The 16,666-nt window shown below is 64.4% G+C and carries 17 protein-coding genes; 9 read left to right on the forward strand and 8 right to left on the reverse strand.

What is annotated here, in order from left to right; all coding sequences use genetic code 11:
• Positions 1 to 6 precede the first annotated feature (6 nt).
• The 6 genes from AC1TXO_RS01640 (at position 7) to hisF (ending at position 4,893) form a co-directional block, all read left to right on the forward strand.
• Complete coding sequence (locus tag AC1TXO_RS01640; RefSeq protein WP_486404775.1) at positions 7 to 1,665, forward strand: OFA family MFS transporter; 1,659 nt, start codon at positions 7 to 9, stop codon at positions 1,663 to 1,665.
• Between the two features lie 189 nt (positions 1,666 to 1,854).
• Positions 1,855 to 2,448: an imidazoleglycerol-phosphate dehydratase HisB gene (gene hisB, locus AC1TXO_RS01645; RefSeq protein WP_054891708.1), complete on the forward strand. Its 594-nt coding sequence runs from the start codon at positions 1,855 to 1,857 to the stop codon at positions 2,446 to 2,448.
• On the forward strand, positions 2,449 to 3,087 hold the full coding sequence (gene hisH, locus AC1TXO_RS01650; RefSeq protein ID WP_186720176.1) for an imidazole glycerol phosphate synthase subunit HisH: 639 nt from the start codon (positions 2,449 to 2,451) through the stop codon (positions 3,085 to 3,087). It begins immediately after the preceding gene.
• Positions 3,087 to 3,347, forward strand: a complete 261-nt coding sequence (locus AC1TXO_RS01655) for a DUF2164 domain-containing protein (RefSeq protein ID WP_486404776.1) — start codon at positions 3,087 to 3,089, stop codon at positions 3,345 to 3,347. The genes hisH and AC1TXO_RS01655 overlap by 1 nt, the downstream gene beginning before the upstream one ends.
• A gap of 27 nt (positions 3,348 to 3,374) precedes the next feature.
• Positions 3,375 to 4,112 carry a 1-(5-phosphoribosyl)-5-[(5-phosphoribosylamino)methylideneamino]imidazole-4-carboxamide isomerase gene (hisA, locus tag AC1TXO_RS01660; RefSeq protein WP_114169198.1) on the forward strand — a complete coding sequence of 246 codons (738 nt, stop codon included), beginning with the start codon at positions 3,375 to 3,377 and terminating at the stop codon, positions 4,110 to 4,112.
• Between the two features lie 10 nt (positions 4,113 to 4,122).
• Positions 4,123 to 4,893, forward strand: coding sequence for an imidazole glycerol phosphate synthase subunit HisF (gene hisF / locus AC1TXO_RS01665; RefSeq protein WP_027594274.1), 771 nt, complete (start codon positions 4,123 to 4,125; stop codon positions 4,891 to 4,893).
• 36 nt (positions 4,894 to 4,929) lie between these two features.
• Here the strand turns inward: hisF and choV are convergent, their stop codons facing one another.
• From choV to AC1TXO_RS01680, 3 genes are all read right to left on the reverse strand, one after another.
• Complete coding sequence (choV, locus tag AC1TXO_RS01670) at positions 4,930 to 6,108, reverse strand: choline ABC transporter ATP-binding protein (RefSeq protein WP_486404777.1); 1,179 nt, start codon at positions 6,106 to 6,108, stop codon at positions 4,930 to 4,932.
• Positions 6,105 to 6,953: a choline ABC transporter permease subunit gene (gene choW / locus AC1TXO_RS01675; protein WP_172964837.1), complete on the reverse strand. Its 849-nt coding sequence runs from the start codon at positions 6,951 to 6,953 to the stop codon at positions 6,105 to 6,107. Before choW ends, choV begins: the two co-directional genes overlap by 4 nt.
• Positions 6,954 to 7,026: 73 nt before the next feature.
• The gene (locus tag AC1TXO_RS01680; RefSeq protein WP_486404778.1) at positions 7,027 to 7,974 is read right to left on the reverse strand and encodes a choline ABC transporter substrate-binding protein; all 948 of its coding nucleotides are present in this window, start codon (positions 7,972 to 7,974) and stop codon (positions 7,027 to 7,029) included.
• Positions 7,975 to 8,417: 443 nt separating this feature from the next.
• Between AC1TXO_RS01680 and AC1TXO_RS01685 the strand changes: the two genes are divergently transcribed.
• Entirely contained in the window at positions 8,418 to 9,794 is a 1,377-nt protein-coding gene (locus AC1TXO_RS01685) for an L-serine ammonia-lyase (RefSeq protein WP_486404779.1), read from the forward strand.
• Positions 9,795 to 10,185: 391 nt separating this feature from the next.
• On the forward strand, positions 10,186 to 11,292 hold the full coding sequence (gene gbdR / locus AC1TXO_RS01690) for a choline metabolism transcriptional regulator GbdR (RefSeq protein ID WP_486404780.1): 1,107 nt from the start codon (positions 10,186 to 10,188) through the stop codon (positions 11,290 to 11,292).
• Positions 11,293 to 11,418: 126 nt separating this feature from the next.
• On the opposite strand, the gene AC1TXO_RS01695 is transcribed toward gbdR, so the two are convergent.
• The 5 genes from AC1TXO_RS01695 to choX all read right to left on the reverse strand — a co-directional run bounded on the left by AC1TXO_RS01695 (position 11,419) and on the right by choX (position 15,568).
• The gene (locus tag AC1TXO_RS01695; RefSeq protein ID WP_054891717.1) at positions 11,419 to 11,676 is read right to left on the reverse strand and encodes a hypothetical protein; all 258 of its coding nucleotides are present in this window, start codon (positions 11,674 to 11,676) and stop codon (positions 11,419 to 11,421) included.
• Between the two features lie 343 nt (positions 11,677 to 12,019).
• On the reverse strand, positions 12,020 to 12,496 hold the full coding sequence (locus AC1TXO_RS01700; RefSeq protein ID WP_486404781.1) for a thioesterase family protein: 477 nt from the start codon (positions 12,494 to 12,496) through the stop codon (positions 12,020 to 12,022).
• Between the two features lie 10 nt (positions 12,497 to 12,506).
• Entirely contained in the window at positions 12,507 to 13,472 is a 966-nt protein-coding gene (locus tag AC1TXO_RS01705; protein ID WP_486404782.1) for an L-carnitine dehydrogenase, read from the reverse strand.
• Between the two features lie 142 nt (positions 13,473 to 13,614).
• On the reverse strand, positions 13,615 to 14,502 hold the full coding sequence (cdhC, locus tag AC1TXO_RS01710; protein ID WP_486404783.1) for a 3-dehydrocarnitine:acetyl-CoA trimethylamine transferase CdhC: 888 nt from the start codon (positions 14,500 to 14,502) through the stop codon (positions 13,615 to 13,617).
• Between the two features lie 121 nt (positions 14,503 to 14,623).
• Complete coding sequence (gene choX, locus AC1TXO_RS01715; RefSeq protein WP_486404784.1) at positions 14,624 to 15,568, reverse strand: choline ABC transporter substrate-binding protein; 945 nt, start codon at positions 15,566 to 15,568, stop codon at positions 14,624 to 14,626.
• A 148-nt stretch (positions 15,569 to 15,716) separates the two neighbouring features.
• Here choX and AC1TXO_RS01720 point away from each other — a divergent pair, with 148 nt between their 5' ends.
• Positions 15,717 to 16,661, forward strand: a complete 945-nt coding sequence (locus tag AC1TXO_RS01720) for a GlxA family transcriptional regulator (RefSeq protein ID WP_486404785.1) — start codon at positions 15,717 to 15,719, stop codon at positions 16,659 to 16,661.
• The last annotated feature ends 5 nt before the right edge of the window (positions 16,662 to 16,666 follow it).

Consider the following 16,666-nt stretch of genomic DNA (forward strand, 5'->3'; position numbering starts at 1 on the left):
GAATCCATGAATAGCAGCATAACGGCGGGAGCGGCGACACGGGCGCCGGGCTTCCTGTCGAAGGAGCGCATCATCGCCCGGCCAGGGTTCAACCGCTGGCTGGTTCCACCGGCCGCCCTGGCCATTCACCTGTGCATCGGCATGGCCTACGGCTTCTCGGTCTTCTGGCTGCCGCTGTCCCAGGCCATCGGCATCACTGCACCGGTCGCCTGTTCGCCGGACATGGGCTTCATCGCCCGTCTGTTCAGCGCCGACTGCGACTGGCAGATCTCGATGCTCAGCTGGATCTACACCCTGTTCTTCGTCTTCCTCGGCTGCTCGGCCGCCGTGCTGGGCGGCTGGCTGGAACACGCCGGTCCGCGCAAGGCCGGCCTGGTATCGGCGCTGTGCTGGTGCGGTGGCCTGGTGATCTCGGCGATCGGTATCAAGACCCATCAGCTCTGGCTGATGTGGCTGGGCTCGGGCGTCATCGGCGGCATCGGCCTGGGGTTGGGCTATATCTCGCCGGTTTCCACGCTGATCAAGTGGTTCCCGGACAAGCGCGGCATGGCCACCGGCATGGCGATCATGGGCTTTGGCGGCGGCGCGATGGTGGGGGCACCGCTGGCCACTGCGCTGATGGGCCATTTTGCCAACGGCCAGGAAGTCGGCGTATGGCAGAGCTTCATCGCCATGGCCGCCATCTACTTCGTGTTCATGACCGCTGGCGCACTGGCGTACCGCGTGCCGCCGACCGGCTGGAAGCCTGAGGGCTGGACGCCGCCTGCGAAGAAGGCCAACGCCATGGTCACCGACCGTCACGTGCACGTCAGCGTGGCCTGGAAGACCCCGCAGTTCGCCCTGGTCTGGCTGGTGCTGTGCCTGAACGTCTCGGCTGGTATCGGCATCCTGGGCATGGCTTCGCCGCTGCTGCAGGAAGTGTTCGGCGGCAAGCTGCTGGGCAACGACCTGAGCTTCAGCGAGCTGAATACCGCGCAACTGGCGCAGATCGCCGCCATCGCCGCCGGCTTCACCGGCCTGCTGAGCCTGTTCAACATCGGCGGGCGCTTCTTCTGGGCGTCGTTCTCCGACTACATCGGGCGCAAGAACACCTACTTCGCCTTCTTCGCCATCGGCGTGGGCCTGTATACCCTGGTGCCGAACATGGGCCACATCGGCAACGTGGCACTGTTCGTCGCGGCGTTCTGCATCATCCTGTCGATGTATGGTGGTGGCTTCTCCACGGTGCCGGCCTACCTGGCCGACCTGTTCGGCACGCAGATGGTCGGTGCGATCCACGGTCGCCTGCTGACCGCCTGGGCTGCTGCCGGCGTGCTGGGTCCGGTGCTGATCACCTACCTGCGTGAAGCGCAGCTGGCTGCGGGCGTACCGCGCGCCGCTGCCTACGACATGACCCTGTACATCCTCGCCGGCCTGCTGGTGCTGGGTTTCATCTGCAACCTGCTGGTGCGTCCGGTGGCCGACAAGTACTTCATGACCGAAGCGGAGCTGGCCGCCGAGCGCGCGCTGAGCCACGACAAGGGCGCCGATGGCGCGCAGTCGCTGGAGTGGCATGCCGCACCGGGCAGCTTGCCGCTGGTGCTGCTGGCCTGGGCCGTGGTGGTGATTCCGCTGGCCTGGGGCGTGTGGATCACCCTGCAGAAGACTGCAGTGCTGTTCCACTGATGCACTGATTTGCCGGGCCTGGAAGGGCCCTTTCGCGGGCAAGCCCGCTCCCACGGGGCCATGTCGCCCTTGTAGGAGCGGGCTTGCCCGCGAATGCTTTGTGCTGCCACACGTCATCCGCGTTTCAAGCCGGCGCATTCTGGGCCTATAATGGAGCCCTTTTCGCCCAATGATTTTGCGGAGCTGGTGATGGTCGAACGTAAGGCTTCCGTCGAGCGCAATACCCTGGAAACCCAGGTCAAGGCCTCGATCAACCTGGATGGCACCGGCAAGGCCCGATTCGATATCGGTGTGCCTTTCCTTGAACACATGCTCGACCAGATCGCCCGGCATGGGCTGATCGATCTGGACATCGAATGCAAGGGCGACCTGCATATCGACGATCACCACACCGTCGAAGACGTCGGTATCACCCTCGGCCAGGCGTTTGCCAAGGCCATCGGCGACAAGAAAGGCATCTTCCGCTACGGCCACGCCTACGTGCCGCTGGACGAAGCGCTGTCGCGCGTGGTCATCGACTTCTCCGGCCGCCCGGGCCTGCAGATGCATGTGCCGTTCACCCGTGCCTCGGTAGGCGGCTTCGATGTCGACCTGTTCCAGGAGTTCTTCCAGGGCTTCGTCAACCACGCCCTGGTGACCCTGCACATCGACACGATTCGCGGTCACAACACCCACCACCAGATCGAAACCGTGTTCAAGGCCTTCGGCCGCGCCCTGCGCATGGCCGTGACGCTCGACGAGCGCATGGCCGGGCAGATGCCATCCACCAAGGGATGCCTGTAAATGCAGACGGTAGCCGTAATCGACTATGGCATGGGCAACCTGCACTCGGTGGCCAAGGCCCTCGAGCACGTGGGGGCCGGCAAGGTGCTGGTCACCAGCGATGCTGCGGTGATCCGCGAGGCTGATCGCGTGGTGTTCCCCGGCGTTGGTGCGATCCGCGACTGCATGGCCGAGATCCGCCGCCTGGGCTTCGACAGCCTGGTACGCGAAGTCAGCCAGGATCGCCCTTTCCTCGGTATCTGCGTGGGCATGCAGGCGCTGCTCGAGCACAGCGAGGAGAACGAAGGGGTCGATTGCATCGGCCTGTTCCCCGGCCAGGTGCGCTTCTTCGGCAAGGGCCTGGAAGAAGACGGCGAGCACCTGAAAGTGCCGCACATGGGTTGGAACGAAGTCAGCCAGAGCATCGATCACCCGCTGTGGCACGACATCCCCGACCGTGCGCGTTTCTATTTCGTGCACAGCTACTACATCAATGCCGGCAAGCCTGGCCAGGTGGTCGGTCGCGGTCACTACGGCGTCGACTTCGCCGCTGCGCTGGCCGATGGCTCGCGTTTCGCCGTGCAGTTCCACCCGGAAAAAAGCCATACCCATGGTCTGCAGCTGCTGCAGAACTTCGTGGCCTGGGACGGGCGCTGGTGATGAGCCGCTCGAAAACCAAGGCGCCGATCCTCACCCTGGCCCCCGAGCAGGCGCGCGAAGCGCTCGACACGCTCAAGCGCTTTCTCGAAGACCGTTTCGAGTTGCAGCTGGGCTCGTTCGAGGTGGCCGAGGTGCTCGAGCTGTTTTCCCGCGAACTGGCTCCGTATTACTACAACAGGGCGATTGCCGATGTTCAGCTGCACCTCAAGGAGCGGTTCGAGAGCATCGAAAGCGACCTGTGGGCGCTCGAGAAGCCCTGAACTCCACCGATTAGACAGGTTCCCAAGATGCTGATTATCCCCGCTATCGATCTGAAGGACGGTGCCTGCGTGCGCCTGCGCCAGGGCCGCATGGAAGATTCCACGGTCTTTTCCGACGACCCGGTGAGCATGGCCGCCAAGTGGGTCGAGGGTGGCTGCCGCCGCCTGCACCTGGTCGACCTCAACGGCGCCTTCGAAGGCCAGCCGGTCAACGGCGAAGTGGTCACTGCCATCGCCAGGCGCTACCCGACCCTGCCGATCCAGATCGGCGGCGGCATCCGCTCGCTGGAAACCATCGAGCACTACGTCAAGGCTGGCGTCAGCTACGTGATCATCGGCACCAAGGCGGTCAAGCAGCCGGAATTCGTTGCCGAAGCCTGCAAGGCCTTCCCGGGCAAGGTCATCGTCGGCCTGGATGCCAAGGATGGCTTTGTCGCCACCGACGGCTGGGCCGAAGTCAGCTCGGTGCAGGTCATCGACCTGGCCAGGCGATTCGAGGCCGACGGCGTCTCGGCGATCGTCTACACCGACATCGCCAAGGACGGCATGATGCAGGGCTGCAACGTGCCCTTCACCAAGGCCCTGGCCGAAGCCACCTCGATCCCGGTGATCGCCTCGGGCGGCATCCACAACCTGGGTGACATCAAGGCCCTGCTCGATGCCAAGGCCCCGGGCATCATCGGCGCCATCACCGGCCGTGCCATCTACGAAGGCACCCTCGATGTCGCCGAGGCCCAGGCCTTCTGCGATAACTACCAAGGCTGAGGACTGAACCATGGCACTGGCCAAGCGCATCATCCCTTGCCTGGACGTGGACAACGGCCGGGTGGTCAAGGGCGTCAAGTTCGAGAACATCCGCGATGCCGGCGACCCGGTGGAAATCGCCCGTCGCTACAACGAGCAGGGCGCCGACGAGATCACCTTCCTCGACATCACCGCCAGCGTCGATGGTCGCGACACCACCCTGCACACTGTCGAGCGCATGGCCAGCCAGGTGTTCATCCCGCTGACCGTCGGCGGTGGCGTGCGTACCGTGCAGGATATCCGCAACCTGCTCAATGCCGGTGCCGACAAGGTCTCGATCAACACCGCCGCGGTGTTCAACCCGGAATTCGTCGGCGAAGCTGCCGACCGTTTCGGTTCGCAGTGCATCGTCGTGGCCATCGATGCCAAGAAGGTCTCTGCGCCCGGTGAGACGCCGCGCTGGGAAATCTTCACCCATGGCGGACGCAAGCCGACCGGCCTGGACGCCGTGGAATGGGCGAAGAAGATGGAAGGCCTGGGGGCGGGGGAGATCCTGCTGACCAGCATGGACCAGGACGGCATGAAGAACGGCTTCGACCTGGGCGTGACCCGTGCCATCAGCGATGCGCTGGGGATTCCGGTGATCGCCTCCGGTGGCGTGGGCAACCTGCAGCACCTGGCCGACGGGATTCTGGAAGGCCATGCCAGTGCGGTGCTGGCGGCGAGCATCTTCCACTTTGGCGAGTACACGGTGCCTGAGGCGAAGGCCTACATGGCTTCGCGCGGGATCGTCGTTCGCTGATCGGTTGATTGGGGCTGCGACGCAGCCCCAATTGTCTCAGCCGTGATTCTTGCCGAGCAACGCGTGATACAGCTCGCTGTCGCCCAGAATCCCCACCACCTTGTCGTTCTCCTGCAGCACCAGCTTGTTGCCCGTCTGATAACGAATCTGCAGCGCCTCGCGCATGCCGATGTCGGCGTGCACCAGGGTCGGCAGGCGGCCCAGGCTTTCCACGTCCTGGCCCGGCACCCAGTTCTGCAGGTCGAGCCCGTTCTGGCCCTGGCGTGCACGCTTGATCGAGCCGCCTTCGCCGAGGTCCAGCCAAGAATCGCCGCCCGGATCCAGGCACACCGAACCGTTGATCCGCTTGCAGTTGTCCAGACTGCGCATCAGGCTGCGCCCGCACAGGACGTTGAGCGGATTGGTGTGCGCGACGAAGGTGCGTACGTACTCGTCGGCCGGGTTCAGCACGATCTCTTCCGGCTTGCTGTACTGGATGATCCGGCCATCCTTCATGATCGCGATGCGGCTGCCGAGCTTCAGCGCTTCATCCAGGTCGTGGCTGACGAACACGATGGTCTTGCTCAGCTTGCGCTGCAGCTCCAGCAGCTCGTCCTGCAGGCCCTGGCGGATCAGTGGGTCGAGTGCGGAGAAAGGTTCGTCCATCAGCAGGATGTCGGCGTCCATCGCCAGCGCCCGGGCCAGGCCCACGCGCTGCTGCATGCCGCCTGACAGCTCGTCGGGCTTCTTGTTGCGCCACTGGGTCAGGCCCACCAGCTCGAGTTTCTCGTCGACCAGCTTGCGCCGCTCCTTCTCGGGGCGACCCTGCATTTCCAGGCCGAAACTGATGTTCTCGCGCACGGTCAGCCAGGGCATCAGGGCGAACTTCTGGAACACCATGGCGATGCGCTTGGTGCGCATCATCTTCAGTTCCGCCGGGGTGCAGTGGGCAATGTCGATGTGCTTGCCTTCATGCTCGACGAACAGCTTGCCGCGGCTGACGGTGTTCAGCCCGTTGATGCAGCGCAGCAGGCTCGACTTGCCCGAGCCGGACAGGCCCATCAGCACGCAGATCTCGCCCTTCTCGATATCCAGGTTGGCCTTCTCGACGCCGACCACCAGGCCGGTCTGCTTGAGGATCTGCTCGCGGGTCTTGCCCTCGTCGAGCAGTGCCAGCGCTTCGCGCGGCTTGCTGGAGAAGATGACGTCGACATCTTCGAAGCGAATGATGCTCATGCTTCACTCCTTGCCGGCAGTTCCGGTTGCTTGCAGATACGGTCGAGCATGATCGCCAGCAGCACGATCGCCAGGCCCGCTTCGAAGCCGAGCGAAATGTCGGCGGTGTTGAGGGCGTTGACCACCGGCTTGCCCAGGCCATCGGCGCCGACCAGCGCGGCGATCACCACCATCGACAGCGACAGCATGATGCACTGGGTCACGCCTGCGGCGATGCTCGGCATGGCGTGCGGCAGTTCGATGCGCGTCAGCAGCTGGCGCCGCGAGCAGCCGAAGGCCTTGCCGGCGTCCATCAGCTCCTGCGGTACGTCGCAGATGCCCAGGTAGGTGAGGCGGATGGGCGCGGCAATGGCGAACACCACGGTGGAGATCAGCCCCGGCACCACGCCCAGGCCGAACAGGGTCAGGGTCGGAATCAGGTAGACGAAGGTGGGCACGGTCTGCATCAGGTCGAGCACTGGCCGCATGGCGGTGTAGAACATCGGCTTGTGCGCGGCAATGATGCCTAGCGGCACGCCGATGGCCACGCAGACGACCGTGGCGAAGCTCACTTGCGCCAGGGTTTCCATGGTTTCCTGCCAGTAGCCCAGGTTGAGGATCAGCAGGAACGACAGGGCGACGAAGACGGTCAGCGCCCACTTGCGCTGGATCAGGTGCGCGAGGGCGGCGAACAGGGCGATGAGAACGAAGGGGTTGAACCAGGTCAGGGCACTGGTGACGCCATGGATCATGAATTCCAGGCCTTGGGCGATAGCGTCGAAGTAGTTGGCGCCGTTCTGGGTCAACCATTCGACAAATGAGGCGATGTACTGCCCCAGGGGTATTTTCTGATCGATAAGCATGATAGCGAGCTTCCACCTGCAATGATTGAAATCAGTCCGGGGTGGGCACGGTCCCACCCCGAGGTAGTGCCTACAGCTACTGCGTCAACTTGGCCTTGGCCGCCTCCAGGCCTGGTTTGCCATCCACGGTGGTGACACCCGCAAGCCAGGTATCGAGCTTGCCGGGGTTGTCCTTGAGCCACCGCTTGGCAGCCGCTTCGGGCTTCATCTTGTCGTCCAGGACATAGCCCATCATGGTGCTTTCATCCTTGAGCTCGAACACCAGGTTCTTCAGCAACTGGCCCACGTTGCTGCACTCCTGCACATAGCCCTTGCGGGTGTTGGTCAGGACGGTGGCCTTGCCGAATTCAGGTCCGAAGAAGTCGTCGCCGCCGGTCAGGTACTGCATCTTGAAGCGGGTGTTCATCGGGTGCGGTTCCCAGCCCAGGAACACCACCGCTTCACCGCGCTTCTGCGCCCGGTCGACCTGCGACAGCATGCCGGCCTCGCTCGACTGCACGACCTTGAAACCGGCGTCCTTGAGGCCGAATGCGTTCTTGTCGATCATGCTCTGGATGGTGCGGTTGCCGTCGTTGCCCGGCTCGATGCCGTAGATCTTGCCGTCCAGTTCCTTCTTGAACTTGGGAATGTCGCTGAAATCCTTCAGCCCCTTGTCATACAGGGCCTGGGGCACCGCCAGGGTGTACTTGGCGTTCTCCAGGTTGGCGCGGACGGTTTCGACGGTACCGGCGTCGCGGTACTGCTTGATGTCGTTCTCCATGGTCGGCATCCAGTTGCCGAGGTACACGTCCAGGTCCTTGCCGGTGGCCAGCGACTTGTAGGTCACCGGTACCGAGATCATGGTGGTGTGGGTCTTGTAGCCCAGCGCTTCGAGGACGACGCTGGTGGTCGCCGTGGTCACGGTGATGTCGGTCCAGCCGACATCCGAGAAACGTACCGTCTGGCACTGTTCCGGTTCGGCGGCCTGGGCGAACACGGGTGCTGCAAGCAACGCGACCAGCAACAGCGAGGGTGAACCTTTCATGGGTGGACTCCTGTGATTTTTTCTTCGGGTTCGCGCAGGGCGCCGACGCTTTCTAGGGTGTCGGTCGTCCAGGCCTGCAGAGGGCAGGTTGCGAGGCCGTGCAATACGAGTCGCTTTCGATAATCCCCCAGCGTCGGGCAATCGCCTACTGGTGGAGTCGTAACCAGTGCAGGACAGGTCGTATCCAGTACGGGCAATGTCGCTTACGGATTTTTCCACCCCCCGGGCCGTGTCTTTGCGTCGCCGGTTCGCCTGAAAACGGCGAAATGATGGCGTTTGTCACAAGGCGCTGCCGGACAAAAGTACGTCGGTTGCAGACGGCGAGGGGAGGGGTAAAAGCCCGATGATGCGTGCATTCGCGGCAACTCGCCGCTATCAGCCTAGCAGCTGGCTGCGCCGCCACATGGCGCGCAGAGACAAGCCCATCAAGAGGTGATTCGACAATGGCCATCAGCGTGTTCGACCTGTTCAAGATCGGTGTCGGGCCTTCCAGCTCGCACACCGTAGGCCCCATGCGCGCCGCGGCGCTGTTCGTCCAGGGCTTGCGTGAACGCGGCCAGCTGGAGCAGGTGCGGCGCATCGAGGTGCGCCTGTATGGCTCGCTGTCGGCCACCGGCATCGGCCACGGTACCGATAACGCGACGATCATGGGGCTGATGGGCGAATGGCCAGACTCGATCGACCCCACCCAGATCACCCCGCGCATCGCCGACCTGCGCGAAACCTCCACGCTGCTACTCGACAGCCGCCTGCCCATCGAATTCGTCTGGGCGCGCGACATGCTGCTGCTCGACGAGAACCTGCCCTATCACCCCAACGCCATGACCCTGGTCGCCGAAGGCGCCGAAGGTGAGCTGCACCGCGATACCTACTATTCGGTGGGGGGCGGCTTCGTGGTCGATGCGGCCCAGGCGGCAAGCGGTGTGCTGGATGCCGACCAGACCGTGCTGCCATACGATTTCAACAGCGCCGCCGAACTGCTGCGCCTGTGCAAGCAAAACGACATGAGCGTGTCGCAATTGATGATGGAGAACGAGAAGGTCTGGCGCAGCGAGGACGAGATCCGAGCCGGCCTGCTCAAGCTCTGGCGTGCCATGCAGGATTGCGTGAACAACGGCCTGAAGTACGAAGGCATCCTGCCCGGCGGGCTCAATGTGCGCCGCCGCGCCGCCAAGCTGCACCGCAGCCTGCAGGAGATCGGCAAACCCAACGTCATCGGCTCGACCATGAGTGCGATGGAGTGGGTCAACCTGTTCGCCCTGGCGGTCAACGAAGAGAACGCCGCCGGCGGGCGCATGGTCACCGCGCCCACCAATGGCGCTGCGGGCATCATTCCGGCGGTGCTGCACTACTACATGCGCTTCTCCGATGCAGTGGACGAGTCCAACGTGGTGGAGTTCTTCCTGGGCGCGGCGGCGGTGGGCATCCTGTGCAAGAAGAACGCTTCGATCTCGGGTGCCGAAGTCGGTTGCCAGGGTGAGGTGGGCTCTGCCTGCGCCATGGCTGCCGCAGGCCTGGCCGAGGTACTCGGTGCCACGCCGCCACAACTGGAGAACGCCGCCGAGATCGCGCTCGAACATAACCTGGGGCTGACCTGCGACCCGGTCGGCGGCCTGGTGCAGGTGCCCTGTATCGAGCGCAATGCCATCGCCGCGGTGAAGGCGATCAATGCCGTGCAGATGGCCCTGCGTGGCGACGGCGAGCACTTCATCTCCCTCGACCAGGTGATCCGTACCATGCGCGACACCGGCGCCGACATGCACGACAAGTACAAGGAAACCTCGCGCGGCGGCCTGGCCGTCAGCGTCATCGAGTGCTGATGCGCCGATCTGGCCCTCGTCTGGCCGCTGTGCCGCTTTATCGTGCAGCGGCTGTCATCGACCGGCTGTCGGTTGTCGCTACCAGGGGTGTCATTGTCGGTGACACTTATGAATGTCGCTTCTGGGCAGCCTTCCCACAAGTGCTACCGAATTGCTCAGCCGTTACACGCAGAGGCGCTGGCCCGCGTATTTGCGGCGACCCGCTCGCCACCTGAGAAAAGCCCTACAAGTCGCACGGAAACGTCGTTTTTGGGTTTTTTTGGATAGCCGTTCAAGATCAGGCACGGCGATTGCGTTGAGATTGGCAAAGCCCCTGCATACGAATCGGGGCCATTACAAGAAACGGTGCCCGCCTGAGGCACGCCCTGCATTTGTGTGAGGAGAAACCGCGATGACGTCGTATACCTCCGGGACCCCAACCCAGAACCGCACAGCACCCCAGTCCATCGGCTTTCTCCTGCTGGACAACTTCACCCTGATCTCGCTCGCCTCGGCTGTCGAACCGCTGCGCATGGCCAACCAGCTTTCCGGTCGCGAGCTGTACCGTTGGCACACCCTGACCGTCGACGGGGGCCAGGTCTGGGCCAGCGATGGCCTGCAGATCACCCCCGATGCCGCGATGCACAATGCGCCGCCGATGGATACGGTGATCGTCTGTGGCGGCGTGGGTATCCAGCGTACCGTCACCCGCGAGCATGTCACCTGGCTGCAGGCCCAGGCGCGCCAGTCGCGCAGGCTTGGCGCGGTGTGCACCGGCAGCTGGGCACTGGCCTGTGCCGGGCTGCTCGACGGCTTCGATTGCAGCGTGCACTGGGAGTGTCTGGCAGCCATGCAGGAAGCCTTCCCGCGGGTCAACATGAGCACCCGCCTGTTCACTCTCGACCGCAACCGTTTCACCAGTTCCGGCGGCACTGCGCCGCTGGACATGATGCTGCACCTGATCAGCCGCGACCATGGCCGCGAGCTGTCGGCGGCGATCTCCGAGATGTTCGTCTACGAGCGCATCCGCAACGAGCAGGACCACCAGCGCGTGCCGCTCAAGCACATGCTCGGCACCAACCAGCCGAAGCTGCAGGAAATCGTCGCGCTGATGGAGGCCAACCTCGAAGAGCCGATCGACCTGGATGAACTGGCGGTGTACGTCCACGTTTCACGACGCCAGCTCGAGCGCCTGTTCCAGAAATACCTGCACTGCTCGCCGTCGCGCTACTACCTGAAGTTGCGGTTGATCCGTGCACGGCAGCTGCTCAAGCAGACGCCGATGTCGATCATCGAAGTGGCGTCGGTGTGCGGGTTCGTTTCCACGCCGCACTTCTCCAAGTGCTACCGCGAGTACTTCGGCATTCCGCCGCGCGATGAGCGCGTGGGCTCCAATACCGCGCAGCAGGTGGCGATGATGCCGATTCCGCAGGCCATGGCGCTGTCGCCGCACAGCGGGCCGATGGCGGCGCTGAGCCAGGCGCGCAACGAGTCGACCTTTGCCAGTGTGAGGCTCTGAGCCGCGTCGCCTTCTTCGGGTAAATCGGAGCGCCGAACCGCCGCTCCTACAGGGTTACGCGATCCCTGTAGGAGCGGCGGTTCGGCGCTCCGACTTGCCCGCGAAGAATTCAGTGAAGATCCTGAATCAGGCGCGCTGGCTGAACTGCGCCAACGCCGGCAACAGCTGCTTGTCGATGGCCTGGCGCACCGCTGGCAGAATGGTCGCGCTGCCGGTATACATCTGCTCCACCATCCCCTTCAGTGCCCGGGCATTGGGCTCGGTCAGCCCGCGCACCACCACTTCGCAGGCCTGCTCGGCGCTGGCTCCGGCGGGAATATCGAAGCCGCGTGCGCGCAGGTGGCCCAGCAGGTCGTCCTGGTCGATCAGATCCGCATGCATCATGGTTGTTGTCCTTGTCTGGTGCAGTGATTTACGACCGATTCTGTGACCAGGGCGACAGACCCGCAAGGGCATCGCGTCGCGATGGCCGCTTTGGCTAAGAACAGGTCGTTCCCGGCTAAATCGACCGGCGGGGAAGTGAGCAAACTGGAGTCATTCACGGCACCGAGGGTTTGGTCACCCTCACTCACGCACAGTGGATGTTGCTCGCTCTCGCACCCCGGAGGCTCACGGCTTTCCGGGGTTTTTTTTGAGGTTCCGTGGGAGCGGGCTCGCCCGCGAAGAAGACAGCGCGCTGCCTTGCCCCGGCTGGAGAGGGGGTTCGCGGGCGGCCTCGGGAGAGGCTTCAGGATCGTGCAGGCAAACCGATTACCCGGCCTACGAACTCCGCAGGTGCCTGGTCATGCTGCGCATCCACCAGGCCTTGCAGCAGGGTCGTGCTGCGCTCGCTGAACGGCGCCGACTTCGGCCCCGCCAGGTCCACATGCAGTAGCATCTGCTCGCTGGCCGACAGTACCTCGTCGAAGCCCTCGCGGTGCAGCGTGTGGTAGACGTGCAGGCGCTTCTTGTCGAAACCGATGATCTGCGTCTGTACCCAGACCTCGGTGCCGAGCTTTACCTCGTGCAGGTAGTTGATGTGCGCTTCCAGGGTGAACAGCGATTGCCCGCTCTGCCCGCGGCTGTCGGCGTCCAGGCCGATGCGCTCCATCAGCGCATCGGTGGCGTAGCTGAAGATCAGCAGGTAGAAGGCATCGCGCAGGTGGCCGTTGTAGTCGACCCAGTCCTTCTGGACGGGGGTACGATAGGTGATCAGTGCCGCCATCGTTGTCTCCTCAATCGCCGAAGGCCATGCCGTGCTTGGCCTTGCTGTTCTTCACGGCGTCCAGCACCGCCAGCAGGGTGTCGTCACGGTAGCGCTCCAGCGCCGCGATGCTGCGCTCGCCCAGTTGCTCGGAAGTACCGTCGACCACGTCGTCGATCAGCTTGTCGGTCAGCTCAGGGGCGGGCAGGTAGGTCCAGGGCAGCTTGAGTGCCGGGCCGAACTGCGACATGAAGTGGCGCATGCCGGCATCGCCACCGGCCAGGGTGTAGGTGAGGAAGGTGCCCATGAACGACCAGCGCAGGCCTGCGCCGAAGCGAATCGCGTCGTCGATTTCACCGGTGCTGGCGACGCCGTCGTTGACCAGGTGCAGCGCCTCGCGCCACAGCGCTTCGAGCAGGCGGTCGGCGATGAAGCCCGGGACTTCCTTGCGTACATGCAGCGGGCGCATGCCCAGCGCGGTGTAGATGGTCTTTGCGGCTTCGATGGCTTCAGGCGCGGTGTGCTTGCCGCCGACGATTTCCACCAGCGGCAGCAGGTATACCGGGTTGAACGGATGGCCGACCACACAGCGCTCGGGGTGGGTGGCCGATTCGTAGAACTCGCTGGGCAGCAGGCCCGAAGTGCTGGAGCCGATGATCGCGGTCGGCTTGGCCGCCGCGCTGATCTTGGCGTGCAGGTCGAGCTTGAGGTCCAGACGTTCCGGGGCGCTCTCCTGAATGAAATCGGCGTTGCGTACGCATTCTTCGATGGTCGCGACGAACGTCAGGCGGTCCTGCGCCGCACCCGGTGCCAGGCCCTGTTTTTCCAGGGCCGGCCAGGCATTGGCGATGCGCTTGCGCAGGGCCTGCTCGGCGCCGGGCGCCGGGTCCCAGGCGATCACGTCCAGGCCGTGGGCCAGGGCGCGGGCGACCCAGCCGCTGCCGATGACGCCGCTGCCGAGTGCGGCGAAGGTCTTGATCTCGGTGATGAAGGACATGTTGGTCTCTCTATGTGCTTGAGGTTGGCGCGGGCCTTGTAGGAGCGGGCTTGCCCGCGAACACCGGCGAAGCCGGTGCCATGCACCGCGCCGTATTTTTCGCGGGCAAGCCCGCTCCCACAGGGATTGCGGCGGGGCCGTTTTATCCGCGACGCTTGAGATTCATTTTTTCGCGCCCTTCGGCCGGGGTCAGCACGCGGCCACCGAGGCGCGAGATGATCTCCACCGCGCGTTCCACCAACTGGCCGTTGCTGGCCAGCACGCCACGGTCGAGGTAGAGGTTGTCTTCCAGGCCCACGCGCACGTTGCCGCCGAGCAGTACCGCCTGCGCCGCCATGGGCATCTGCATGCGGCCGATGCCGAAACCGGCCCAGGTCACGTTGGCCGGCAGGTTGTCGACCATGGCCTTCATGGTGGTGGTATCGGCCGGCGCACCCCATGGGATGCCCAGGCAGAGCTGGAACAGCGGGTCGTGGAGCAGGCCTTCCTTGATCATCTGCTTGGCGAACCACAGGTGACCGGTGTCGAAGATTTCCAGCTCTGCCTTCACACCCAGTTCGGTGATGCGCTTGGCCCCGGCACGCAGTTGCGCCGGCGTGGATACGTAGATCGAGTTGCCGTCGCCGAAGTTGAGGGTGCCGCAGTCCAGGGTGCAGATTTCCGGCAGCAGCGCCTCGACGTGGGCCAGGCGTTCCAGCGGACCGATCAGGTCGGTGCCGGCGCCGAAGTCCATCGGCGCCTCGCCCGGGCCGATCTCCAGGTCGCCGCCCATGCCGGCGGTGAGGTTGACGATGACGTCGACGTCGGACTCGCGGATGCGCTCCATCACTTCGCGGTACAGCGCGACGTCGCGGCTGAAGCGGCCGGTCTGCGGGTCACGGACGTGGCAGTGGACGACGGTGGCGCCGGCCTTGGCGGCCTCGACCGCGGCTTCGGCGATCTGCTTGGGGGTGACCGGGACCAGGTGGCTCTTGGCAACGGTGTCGCCGGCTCCGGTCAGGGCACAGGTGATTATGACGTCGTGGTTCATGGTGGTTCCTTGTGATATCGGTGGTGGCCTTTTCGCGGGCAAGCCCGCTCCCACAGGGGGCCGAGTTGCCCCTGGCATGCGCATAGCCTGTAGGAGCGGGCTTGCCCGCGAAGAGGCCGGATCAGTTGGCGGTGAGCTTGAGATTGTCAGCCGCCGGCCTGCCGTCGAAGGTGGTCACGCCCTCGAGCCAGCGGGCCTTGTCCTGGGGGTGGTCCTTGAGCCACTGGCGGGCCGAGTCCAGCGGGTCCTTGTGGTCGAGCAGCGGCTGCATCATGCGGCTCTCGTCCTCGGCGCTGAATGTCAGGTTGGCCAGCAGGCGGTTGGCGTTGGGGCAGCGCTCGGCGTAGTCGGGCGCGGTGACGGTCCATACCGTGGCGCGACCTTCGTCCGGGCCCAGGGCATCCTGGCTGTCGCCCAGGTAGACCATGTCGATGTTCACGTTCATCGGGTGCGGTGCCCAGCCGAAGAACACCACCGCTTCCTTGCGTCGTACGGCACGATCGACGGCGGCGAGCATGCCGGCCTCGCTCGATTCGACCAGCTGGAACTTGCCCAGGTCGAACTTGTTGCTGGCGATCATTGCCTTGATCTGGGTGTTGGCGCCCGAGCCTGGCTCGATGCCGTAGATCTTGCCGCCCAGTTCCTTCTCGAACTTGTGGATGTCGGCGAAGCTTTTCAGGCCCTTGTCGGCCAGGTACTTGGGTACTGCGAGCGTGGCGCGGGCGTCTTCCAGGCTGGGCTTGTCGAGCACCTTGACCTGCTTGGCATCGACGAACGGGGTGATGGTCTGGGTCATGATCGGGTTCCAGTACCCGAGGAACATGTCGAGACGCTTGTCGCGGATGCCCGCGAAGATGATCTGCTGCGAGGCGCTGGTCTGCTTGGTCTGGTAGCCCAGGCCGTCGAGCAGGACCTGGGCCATGGCGCTGGTGGCGATGACGTCGGTCCAGTTGACCACACCGAGGCGCACGTTCTTGCACACGGCGGGCTCGGCGGCGAAAAGCGGAGTGGCTACGGTGGTGCTGAGAGCGAGGGACAACAGGCTGCGGCGGATAAAGCGATGCATGGTGGCTCTCCATCGGCAGTGCATATTGTTATGGGATCCGGCCTCTGCGGGCCGTGGGAAAAAAGTTACGCCCATGGCACAGTGGGCAATCGCACGCTGGCGACCAAGAGTTGCACTGCAGCGACCATCCACCTCCCAGGAGTGAGCGATGCCGGAAACCATCCACTTTCTTCTCTTGCCGGGATTTTCCGCGTTGGGCTTCATCAGCGCGGTCGAGCCGCTGCGCGTGGCCAACCGCTTTCGTGGTGCGCTGTATCGCTGGCAGGTGCTGAGCCTGGATGGGGGGCCGGTACAGGCCAGCAATGGCATGTCGGTCAACGCCGACCAGGCGCTTGCGGATGCCGGATCCGCGCAGATGCTGCTGGTGGTGGCCGGGTTCGAGCCGCTGGCCTGCCATGGGCCGGCGCTGCAGCAGGCGCTGCGGCGTTTCGATCATGACGGCGGCATTCTTGGCGGCATCGATACCGGTGCAGTGGTGCTGGCCGAGGCGGGCATGCTCGATGGTTATCGTGCGACCTTGCACTGGGAGGCGCTGGAGGCGTTCAAGGAGCGTTATCCGCGCCTGCAGGCCACTCAGGAGCTGTTCGAGATCGACCGCCGACGCATCACGTGCGCAGGCGGTACCGCCTCCATCGACCTGATGCTCGACCTGATCGCCCAGGCCCATGGCAGCGAGCTGGCGATCCAGGTCTCGGAGCAGTTCGTGGTCAGCCGCATCCGCCCGCGCCAGGACCACCAGCGCATGGAGATCGCCACGCGCTACGGCATCCGCAACAAGAAGCTGGTGAAGGTGATCGGCGAGATGGAGCGCAACACCGAGCAACCGCTCAACACCCAGGTGCTGGCCGATGCCGTGCAGGTGACCCGGCGCCAGTTGGAGCGCCTGTTCCGCCTGCACCTGGACGACACGCCCAGCGGCTTCTACCTCAGGCTCAGGCTGGACAAGGCCCGGCAGCTCTTGCGCCAGACCGACATGAGCGTGCTGGAGGTCGGCATTGCATGCGGGTTCGAGTCGGCGTCGTATTTCACTCGCTGTTACCGTGGGCGGTTCGAGCGATGCCCACGGGAAGACAGGTTGGCCAAGGCCGTTTGAGGGAT

The sequence above is a fragment of the Pseudomonas sp. FA117 genome, assembly GCF_057370475.1.